Source organism: Rhodococcus sp. IEGM 1351 (genome assembly GCF_030056875.1).
Lineage (GTDB): Bacteria > Actinomycetota > Actinomycetes > Mycobacteriales > Mycobacteriaceae > Rhodococcus_F > Rhodococcus_F opacus.
In genome coordinates this window covers 101,383-111,695 of sequence record NZ_JASHKU010000025.1, presented here as the reverse complement: position 1 = coordinate 111,695, position 10,313 = coordinate 101,383, and the positions used below count along the sequence as shown (strand labels likewise).

The following is a 10,313-nucleotide window of genomic DNA, read 5'->3' as shown; positions in this document are numbered from 1 at the left end:
AGCAGCACGGTGCGAATCACGCGCAACGACACACCCTATTACCGAAACATCTTTAATGACAATGCGGCCCGCTCAGTCCCTGGTGGCTCGTTGTCGAGGTATCTTCACGGTTTTCCTTCGGTAAGTACTTGGTTGGCGGTGTTGGTCTAGACGAACGGCGCACAGCGGGTGCTCCATCCGTTGATGAAGGCGCGGATCTCGGTGTTCAGCTCCGTGACGGAGCCGCAAAGTCCGCGGTGGATGGCCTGCCGTTCTTATTCCGAACCAACACCTCCACAAGCCTCATCCATGATGCCGGGGCGGGGGTGAGATGCCATGAATACGAAGACTTTCGGCCGGCCACGCCCGGACTTCGGACTTCTCGTGGGTGGCGTAGTTGTCCGTCACCAGATGCAGCTTTCGCTCCGGCCGGGCGCCGGCGATGTGTTTGAGGACGAGGAAACCTGACGGTGATGTCGCGGGCTGCGCAGCTCGGTGACCGTGCCGGTGGTGATGTCCGGGGCGGAGAACAGGGTGAAGGTGCGGTGTCGGGCGTAGTCGTGAGTGTGCTTCCCGCCCGAGCCGATCCGCATCGACAGCGTCGGTGTGGTCCGATCCAGGGCCTGAATCTGCGATATGTGGTCCACACAAGCACGATTGCGTTCAACTGCGAACAGTGAGTTTCAAGCCGCGGCAGTAAAGTTACCTCATACTTCTATGACGGTTGATCTCTCAACCTACGCTCCCGACTTGTGCTGTAGCTCCAGCGAAGGTGACCGCTGCCAACCCGCACCCTTCCCGCTTGACAAACGACGTCGGAACTGCGGTGACGGGCATGCCTGCATGTGAAGTCCAGACTTCGAAGTCTCTGCGGTCAAGGCAGATTGGCGCGCGTGCGTCCCCAAGAATATGTTACGCAAGGTTGTAAGGGGAGCGCGGGTATGCCGTCAGGATCGACCATCTACGCCGCCCATCACCTCGATCCCGCTAGGTTTTGTCGTGCATTTTCCCGCTCGACACAAGCCCGAACCTTCTTATATAAGTAAACTATTCCCCTATTGTGGTTTTAGGGTTTGGGTGTCATGCTTGCCCTGCGAGGTGTTCCAGGTCACTTTGGGTAGTCGTTTCTGAAGTGGGTTGCAAGGTGGCCGGACCGTCGGACGGCCCGCTGGCCATCGCCATCGCAGCGATTCGATTCCCTACGCCGCAGTAGATTTGCGAACAGGGAGCGGATGTCGTGAAGGTCGAGTCGCTGGGTGGGCAATGTCAGTCCGGGGTGCCGGCCAAAAGCGTCAGGCAGCAGCGAGTCTGATGCCTGTAAGTCTTCAAAACGCGCTGAGTGCAGGACTTTTGAGGACCAGAGAGCGAATTTCCCAATTCCTCTCGACTACAGAACTGCCGAGAAAGGTTTTCGTACTGGCACGCCTGCCGCACAGCGCGGACGACTGATCAGGCAAGTCAACTCCGCGCCGGGTGGTGAACTTCCAAACCAATTCTGCGCCTACACAGATCGGGGAACAAAGATGTCCATAAACGTGGACCACCCAGCATTGTCGTCGTCGATCGCCGACGGGAGAACGTTGTTTATCGCAGGTCGATGGAGTGCTGCCACCGACACTTTCGAGCGGGTAGATCCCTCCGATCTCCGCCGCGTGACGGGAATCTACGCTTCGGCAACTCCCGGCAATGTCGAGAGTGCGTATGCGGCCGCCGCCGGTGCTCAACCAGCGTGGTCCGAGACAACGGCGATTCAGCGGTCGGACTTTCTTCGTTCTGCCGCTGACCTTCTGGAAAGCCGCGTTGACGACGCTGCCCTGACGATCACTGCGGACATGGGGAAGGCGATCCGCGACGCACGCGCCGAGGTCCTGCGAAGTGTCGCCATTCTCCGCTACTACGCCGGTGAGATCCTGCAGCCCAGTGGGGAGACGTACCCCAGTGCTGATTCACACACGATGCTGATGACGGTGGAGGAGCCGCTCGGCGTCGTTTGTGCAATCACACCGTGGAACTTCCCCTTCGCGCTTCCGGCATGGAAAATCGCGGCGGCAATAGGTTTCGGGAACGCAGTTGTGTGGAAGCCCGCCGAACCGGCCTGCGGATCCGCAGTGTTCCTGACGCGGATCCTCGCAGAAGCCGGGTTGCCCGCGGGTGTCCTCAATCTGGTGACAGGCAGCGGTAGAACGCTTTCGGCGGCACTCACCGGGAACGCGCGACTCGCAGCCTTGACATTCACCGGTTCGGGTGCAGTCGGGTCGCGACTACGTCAGGCCGTCGCCGATCGCAACGTCAAGGTCCAGCTCGAGCTGGGCGGCAAGAACCCGTCCATTGTTCTCGCCGACGCCGATGTCGAGGATGCAGCGCTACAGATCGTGAAGAGCGCGATGCTCCACACCGGACAGCGCTGCACAGCGACGAGCCGGGTCTACGTCGACCGCACCGTCGCTCCCAGACTACGAGAACTGCTGGTGAAGCACGCTGACGCGCTCGTCGTCGGTGATCCGTACGACGAAGCCACCGACATCGGGCCCCTTGCCTCGGTGGAGCAACGTGACACGGTGGCCGGATACCTGCGACTCGCCCGCGACGAGAGCGCCGAGTTCCTTACGGGGAGGGAGTTCGATTCCGACACTTGCTATATCGCACCAACAGTCCTGGCCGGAGTGTCGGAGGCGAGCAGGCTCGTCAGGGACGAGATCTTCGGGCCAGTCGTGACCGTGCAGGAGGTCGATGGATTCGACGGTGCGCTGAAGGCCGCAAACGACACGGACTACGGCCTGTCCTCTGGAGTGTTCACCAGAGACATCGCGACGGCGATGACCTTCATCCGGCGCACACAATCGGGGTTGGTGCACGTCAATCGCGAGACGAGCAGTGTCGAGCCACATGTGCCGTTCGGTGGCCTCAAAGGCTCGAGCAGCATGAGCAGAGAACAGGGCAAGGCCGCACGTACTTTCTTCACAACCACCAAGACTGCGTATGTCCGCTGGACCTAGAAGCTGCACCGGACGAGCTTCCGCATTCAGCGGCTCACAGTCTGCGACACAGAGCGCAATCGACAAACCCCCAAGTAGCCCTCGGCATCAAGAGGAGACCAACATGAGCACTGCCGCACCAGCCGTGACCGAAGTACTCGACGTTCTCGTTGTGGGAGCCGGATTCGCCGGGCTGTACCAGCTCGAAAATCTGCGGAGTCGAGGCTATTCGGTGAAAGTAGTCGAGGCGGGTGAGGGTCTGGGCGGAATCTGGCACTGGAACCGCTACCCGGGTGCCCGAGTGGACAGCGAAGGTCCCATCTACCAGTTCACGCGCCCCGACCTATGGGATGAATTCGCGTTCTCCGAGCTCTACCCCGGAGGTGACGAACTGCGCCGCTACTTCAAGTACGTCGACGCGAAGCTCGATCTGAGCAAGGACATCTACTACAACACCCGGGTCGCTTCCGCCGAGTTCGACGATACGGCGAACACCTGGACCGTGACCGCGGAGAACGGAAGCACTTTCGTCTGCAAGTACTTCGTTCTGTGCACCGGATTCGCGGCAAAGCCGATCTTCCCGAAGCTCGCGGGAATGGACAGCTTCGCAGGGATCAACCACCACACCGGTTTGTGGCCTGAAGGCGGAATCGATTTCGCAGGAAAGCGAATCGCCATCATCGGTACCGGCGCCAGCGGTGTGCAGGTCGCTCAGGAGGCGTCGAAGGAAGCCGCACAGCTGACCATCTTCCAGCGCACCCCCGTTCAGGCGCTCCCGATGCGACAGCGCCAGCTCACCGATGAGGACAACGCGAAGATCAAGTCCGATCTGGCGGACAGATTCAGTCGTCGTGCGGCGTCATTCTCCGGCTTCGACTTCGACTTCATTCCCAAGTCAGCCCTCGAGGTGAGCGACGAGGAGCGAACCACCACTTATGAGCGACTGTGGGAGTACGGTTTCGAGTTCTGGCTCGGAACGTACCAAGACGTCTTCGTCGACGATGACGCAAACGACACGGCCTACGAGTTCTGGCGGGACCGGACGCGTGCCCGGATCAAGGACCCGGTCATCGCCGAGAAGCTGGCGCCGACGACGAAGGCGTACCCCTTCGGCGTGAAGCGCCCCTCGCTGGAGCAGACGTACTACGACATCTTCAACCAGGACAACGTGCGTCTCGTCGATCTGCACGAGGACCCGATCGAGACGATCACGCCCACCGGACTGAAGACCACATCGGAAGAGCACGAGTTCGACATCATCGTCTATGCAACGGGCTTCGATGCCGTCACCGGTGGCCTGACCGCCATCGACATTCGCGGCACCGACGGTACGTTGCTCAGGGACAAGTGGTCGAACGGTGTGCGGGCAAACCTCGGGGTCGCAACGGCAGGATTCCCCAACCTGCTGTTCCTCTACGGACCACTGAGCCCGTCGGGCTTCTGCAACGGGCCAAGCTGCGCCGAGATCCAAGGTGACCTCATCGTCGACACCATCGACTACATGCGGGACAACGGATTGAACCGTATCGAGTCCGAGGCGGACGCGGATGCTGCCTGGTCCGATCACGTCGCCGAGCTGACGACCGAGGCGCTCTACGACAAAGCCGACTCCTGGTACATGGGTGCCAACGTCCCGGGTAAGCCGCGGCAGTTGCTGAACTACCCCGGTGGTCTTCCCCTCTACCTGGCCAAGTGGGACGAGATCGTGTGTGCGGGATACAAGGGCTTCACGCTTTCCTGAGCAGTCAATTTGCCTCCCTCGAGTAGTGATGAAAGTGAGCAACACGTGTCCGTGAGTAAAGAATCCCTGTTCCTCAACGACCTGTACGCTTCGTGGCTTACCCGGTCCGAAGGAATGGACCTCGCCAGTCAGCGAGATATGTTCGAAGAGTGGCATCTTCCGACCATCGAACCCATCGACGTCACCTATGAGGAAGTGACAGCCAACGGTGTGCCGGCAACGTGGGCGAAGCCTTTGGGGGCCGCCGAGGACCGCGTGATCGTCTTCACCCACGGTGGCGGGTTCGTGACAGGTTCACGGTTCTCACACCGCAAGCTCGCGGCACACCTCGCCAAACTGGCGGGTGTTCACGCCCTGATCGTGGACTATCGGCTCGCGCCGGAGCACAAGCACCCGGCCCAACTCGAAGACTGCATGGCCGTCCACAAGTGGCTCCGCACGCAAGGTTACAAGGCGGAGTACACGGCGACTGTCGGCGACTCGGCGGGTGCCAACCTCGCGATCTCGACAGCGTTCGAACTCGCGAGCTCGGAACTTCCCACTCCTGCTGCCGTCGTCACGCTTTCGCCGTGGCTGGATATGGAGATCAAGGGGTTGACGGTCGAATCGAACGACGCGGTCGACGTATTGGCCAAGCGGGCGGTTCTGGAAATGATGCGGGAGATGTTTCTCTCAGAACCCGCAGATGCAACGGACCCGCGGGCGAACCCACTGCTCAACGACTACACCGATTTCCCTCCGGTGTACGTATCGGTCGGAGGCTATGAGACGCTGCTGGACGACTCACGTCGGTTGGCCGAATTGATCGAGAAGATGAGTGGCGAGGTCGTGCTCGACGTGGTCGATGAGCAACAGCATGTATTTCACTTCAACGCGGGGCGGGCGCCCGAGGCGGATCAAGCGTTGAGCCGGATTGCCCAGTGGCTGCGACCCAAGTTGGGCCTTGCCTGAACTCCGCCTGCGCTGTGTGCGTATGAACGCGAAGGTTCTCGGCGGCAAGAGGTGAAGGTGTTCGTCGGCGGCGGTCTACACGGGTCTGTACCGCCGCCGACGAGTTCGTTCGCGTGCCGGTCGGGTACCAGTCGAACGATCGATCCGCAGTGAAGTTAGGGGAAATACACCCATGGATAGTCCAGTCCTCGTCCAACGCGACGGGTTCATCGAGACATGGACGATTAATCGGCCCGCGCAGAGCAATCCTATTTCCGGGATGGAAGTGGTCGACGCATTGGTCGCCTGCGTCGAGGCCGTCAATGCCGACTACGGTGTGCGAGCTGTCATCGTCACCGGTGCCGGTTCAACGTTTTCCGCCGGCGGCAACGTCAAGGACATGGCGAATCGTCGCGGATTGTTCGGGGGGAAGCCTCACGAACAGCGGGATGGCTACAGAGCTGGGATACAACGGATTCCGCGGATCATGTACAACTGCGACGTACCTCTCATCGCAGCAGTGAACGGTCCTGCAATCGGTGCCGGATGCGACCTCGCCCTCATGTGCGACCTTCGCATTGCCAGCAGTAAGGCATTCTTTGCAGAGAGCTTCGTCAAGCTGGGAATCATTCCGGGTGACGGTGGCGCGTGGCTGCTGCCCAAGGCCGTCGGGATGGCGCGGGCGGCAGAGATGATCTTGACGGGCGACCGCGTCGACGCGGTCAAGGCACTCGAGTGGGGATTGGTCTCCAGTGTCGTTGCGCCGGACAAGCTGCTCGACGAAGCTCGCGCGCTCGCCGGCCGGGTGGCCGCCAATCCGCCACACTCGGTACGGATGGCCAAGAGGCTCCTCCGCGAGGGACAGCACCAAAGCCTCGACAGTCTCCTCGAATTATCCGCTGCCATGCAGGCGCTGGTTCAGCAGACGACCGATCACACGGAGGCAGTCAACGCCTTCATGGAGAAGAGAACTGCCGCCTTCACCGGCGAGTGACGTGCCCGAGAAACCGAAGAACTCCGTGGATGCGAATTGGATGCTTCCACGGAGTTCTTCTTTCAGGTCTGCTCGCGAAACTGGTGCCCCTTCTGGTGGCGCCTGGGCACTTCAGCGGGTGATGAGGCCCCAGATATTCTCGCAACCTGCTTCGAGAGCGGCGGTAGTCAAGGTGTCGTCCCAGTAGTGGACGGATCCGAATTCCGAGCGCCACGCCAGGGCGGGTTGGGTGAATTCGTGCAGCCTGTGCTCGCGGGTGGTGCCGATCGCACCGTGCACCTGGTGGGCGTTACGGACGACGACCGATGCCGCGTGTCCAGCACATGACCGGGCGACGGCAATGAGGAGTTCGAGGTTCTCACTCGACCACTGCGTGCGGACCGCTTCCGTCAGTGCTGCTTCGGTCGCTGTTCGGGCGAGGGAAGCTTCGGCTGCCATGTCAGCCACCAGGTTCTGAACGGCTTGAAATCTGGCCAGTGGGCGTCCGAATTGCACTCGCTCGGTGGTGTGGGCGACGGAGAGATCGAGGATGCGGTCGAGGGCGGCACACACCTGCAGCGCTCGGATGAGGGCGCCCCGCAGAAAGAGTTGTCGGATCGCCGCGTCCGACACTGGGGTGCCCGACAATGCGATCGTGTCGGCGGAAACGACGTCGCGGGGTTCGTCGGCGAGGTTGGACCCGGAGGTGATGTCGAAGAAGGTTGACTCGAGGTCGGCGACGACGTACGTGTCGTTCTTCCGCCAGACCGTGACGATCTTGTCTGCCTGGGATGCCCACGGCACGCTGCGGGCGACGCCTTTCTCGTCTAGTACGCATGCGGTGAGGCGCGCTTTGTCCATCGGTAGGCCGGCTTCTTCGAGGAGCCAACCGGCGAGCAGGTCGTGTTCGGCGAGAGGAATCCGGACCCCGTGCGATGCCGCGGCGCGCAAGAGTTCCGCGGCCTCGTACCAGCCTGCGCCGCTGCCGCCGGTCTCTTCGCGGCCGGTCAGCCGGACAAGACCCAGTTCGTCGAGTTGTGCCCACAGGGAGGGATCGCACGTGGCGATACCGTCCTCGGGCCCGTTCCGTTCCCGGTGATCGGAAAAGACCGCGGACATCATGTCGGTGAGGTCCGCGTCGACCGTGGTTGGTGCGTGCATCAGCGCATCCCCAATCCCCGCGCGATCACGCCGCGCAGAACTTCGTTGGTGCCGCCACGGAGTGTAAATCCCGGGCGTTGGACGATGGCGTCCTCGAGCATCGAGGTGTACCGAGGAGGCGAAGATTCATCGGTGAGGAGGTCGGCGAAGTCGGCTATGTCGCCTTCGGTGGACGTCCCGAGGACCTTGACCACGGCTGCGGCGGTGTCGGCGGGCTCGTGGCGCTCGAGTGCGCCCGCCACTGCGGTCGACATCTGGTGCAGACCGGCGATCCGTCCGAAATACCGGCCCAGATTCGAATGCCGCGGCAAGGTTCCCTGCTTCATCTGTTCGGCGGTCTTCGCGAGCAGGACGAACGTCGACAGGAATCGCTCCGGGCCGCTGCGTTCGAAGCTGAGTTCCGAGGTGACCTGCTGCCACCCGTTGTCGATGGTGCCGAAGACCATCTCGTCCTCGACGAGGACCTCGTCGAGGAGGACCTCGTTGAAGTGGTGCTGCCCGTTCATCGACACGATCGGCCGGATGTCGACTCCGGGGGCGTGCAGATCGACGATGAACTGGCTGAGGCCATCGTGTCGATGTGCCGGATCGAGTTGGGCGGTGCGGGCAAGGCAGATGAACGCGTCAGCGCGATGAGCACCGGAGGTCCAGACCTTCACTCCGGTAATGGACCACCCTCCGTCCACTCGGGTGGCCTTTGTGCGCACACTTGCCAAGTCGGACCCGGAATCCGGCTCGCTCATACCGATACCGAAATAGCATTCTCCGCGCGTGATCGCCGGCAAGAACTTGTGCTTCTGGACCTCGGTGCCGTACTTCAGCAGCGACGGGACGATCTGCCGGTCGGCGATCCAATGGGCGGCGACGGGGGCGCCAGCGGCGAGCAACTCTTCGGTGACGACGAACCGTTCGAGGTGGCGGCGACCGTGGCCGCCGTACTCGGCCGGCACGGTCATGCCGAGCCATCCGCGGGCGGCCAATGCACGTGTGAAGTCTTCGTCCCAGCCGGTCAACCAGGAGTCGACCTGTCGGCCGATCTTGCCTTCACTGAGTTGCTCGGCAAGAAACTCACGGACTTCGGTCCGCAAGTCGTCCATGGCGTGTGGGTCACTGGAGACCGGGGGCACCAGTCTGAGGTTGGTCATGATGGTTCTTCCATTCAGGAGGAGGTGGCCTGAGGCGAGGTCGCCGTCACGACGGATGCATCGGCCAGCGCATGGACGCGGTCGGCGGAGTAACCGAGATCTTCGAGGATCGTGAAGGTGTCCTCACCGAGCAAGGGAGCGTGTCGGCTGAACGAAATCGGTGTGCGCGACATCGCGAACGGAGTGCGGGTGGCGTAATACTCGCCTTCGGTGGGGTGTTCACGCTTGGTGATCAATCCCTGGTCCAGGACGTAGGCGTTCTCGTGTGCGTGGGCGAGATCGAGTAGGTCGGACGCGGGAATTCCCTGTGTCTGACACAAGTCCAACCATTCCCGCGTAGTCCGGCTCGGGACGGCCTCACGGATCGCCGAGAGAAGTTCGCCCATGTGGGTGTGGCGGTCGTTCACCGAGGAGTAGCGGGGGTTGTTCACCAGATCGGCGCGGCCGGCGATGACGATGTAGAGCCCGACGACCTTGTCGGCGATGACGTATGGGGCATAACGACTCTTTCGCTGCGACAGGAAGCACTTCAAGGACTATGTCAGCCGGAGCAGTTTTCCGCAATAAAAGAGTTCATTACAGATATAAGTAAGATAGAGTGGTGGTGACCGCTCGGATGGAGCAGTGCCCGTAGGGAGAATGTGCCGTGACGCAACCAGAGGACGCCCTCAATGTTCGAGGCCGCAGTCGCCATCGAACCGTGGACCGCATTGCTGCGATTCTCGAGCTCGTAGCCCGATCCCGCACCGGACTCACCTTGAGTGGGATGGCCAAAGAGCTCGACGCGCCGATCAGTTCGACGCAAGGTCTCGTCAACGGCCTCGTTGCGACGGGTTATCTCGAGGAGCACGAGCGACGGTACTCGCTCGGCAGTGCCCCGTATCTACTCAACCGCCTCGCTGGGCGGCAGCCCGTCTCGACGGTCACGCACGCCGACCTCGAAGACGTCCACGCGAGTTCCGGCTTGACGACCGTGCTGTCGATCGCCGTCGGTCCGAACATCTTCTACGTCGACTACTGCTCTTCCGACCCACGGTTCGCGTACCTCGCCGAGAACTACGTGAGGCGATCGCTCATCCGTACCTCCGGCGGCTGGATACTGCTTGCCGGGATGGAGAAGCGTGACCTCTGGGCGTACATCCAGACTCTGCCCGACGAGGATCGCGACACTGTCGAGCGGTTCTTCGCTGCCCTACCGGAGATCGAACAGACCGGAATCTGCGCCTCCCCCAACGAGTCGACCGACGGCGACGGTGTCTCGGTCGCGGTTCGTGAGAACGGCAAGACCGTCGCCGCCGTCGGTGTCATCGCACCACACACCGTGATCACGAAGGAGCGCGACAGGCTGGTCGCGCTCTTGGAGCAAGGTGCCCGGAGTTGGTCCGATCGCAGCGTACGGCCGTAATGCA

General features: G+C 61.9%; 8 protein-coding genes. 5 read left to right on the top strand and 3 right to left on the bottom strand.

Annotation, left to right across the window (positions count from 1 at the left end; genetic code table 11):
- Positions 1–1,502 precede the first annotated feature (1,502 nt).
- From QM806_RS33010 to QM806_RS32995, 4 genes are all read left to right on the top strand, one after another.
- Complete coding sequence (locus tag QM806_RS33010; RefSeq protein WP_167117482.1) at positions 1,503–2,975, top strand: aldehyde dehydrogenase family protein; 1,473 nt, start codon at positions 1,503–1,505, stop codon at positions 2,973–2,975.
- A gap of 103 nt (positions 2,976–3,078) precedes the next feature.
- Entirely contained in the window at positions 3,079–4,695 is a 1,617-nt protein-coding gene (locus QM806_RS33005; RefSeq protein ID WP_133985583.1) for a flavin-containing monooxygenase, read from the top strand.
- Between the two features lie 51 nt (positions 4,696–4,746).
- Positions 4,747–5,646: an alpha/beta hydrolase gene (locus QM806_RS33000; RefSeq protein ID WP_237720394.1), complete on the top strand. Its 900-nt coding sequence runs from the start codon at positions 4,747–4,749 to the stop codon at positions 5,644–5,646.
- 172 nt (positions 5,647–5,818) lie between these two features.
- Positions 5,819–6,619, top strand: coding sequence for a crotonase/enoyl-CoA hydratase family protein (locus QM806_RS32995; RefSeq protein ID WP_011598505.1), 801 nt, complete (start codon positions 5,819–5,821; stop codon positions 6,617–6,619).
- Positions 6,620–6,730: 111 nt separating this feature from the next.
- Here the strand turns inward: QM806_RS32995 and QM806_RS32990 are convergent, their stop codons facing one another.
- The 3 genes from QM806_RS32990 to QM806_RS32980 are packed head-to-tail and all read right to left on the bottom strand — an operon-like array spanning position 6,731 to position 9,437.
- Entirely contained in the window at positions 6,731–7,759 is a 1,029-nt protein-coding gene (locus QM806_RS32990) for an acyl-CoA dehydrogenase family protein (protein WP_283294115.1), read from the bottom strand.
- On the bottom strand, positions 7,759–8,904 hold the full coding sequence (locus tag QM806_RS32985; RefSeq protein ID WP_007297065.1) for an acyl-CoA dehydrogenase family protein: 1,146 nt from the start codon (positions 8,902–8,904) through the stop codon (positions 7,759–7,761). Before QM806_RS32985 ends, QM806_RS32990 begins: the two co-directional genes overlap by 1 nt.
- Positions 8,905–8,918: 14 nt before the next feature.
- Positions 8,919–9,437, bottom strand: coding sequence for a CoA transferase (locus QM806_RS32980; protein WP_122975576.1), 519 nt, complete (start codon positions 9,435–9,437; stop codon positions 8,919–8,921).
- A gap of 113 nt (positions 9,438–9,550) precedes the next feature.
- Between QM806_RS32980 and QM806_RS32975 the strand changes: the two genes are divergently transcribed.
- Complete coding sequence (locus QM806_RS32975) at positions 9,551–10,309, top strand: IclR family transcriptional regulator (RefSeq protein WP_081276417.1); 759 nt, start codon at positions 9,551–9,553, stop codon at positions 10,307–10,309.
- Positions 10,310–10,313: the final 4 nt, after the last annotated feature.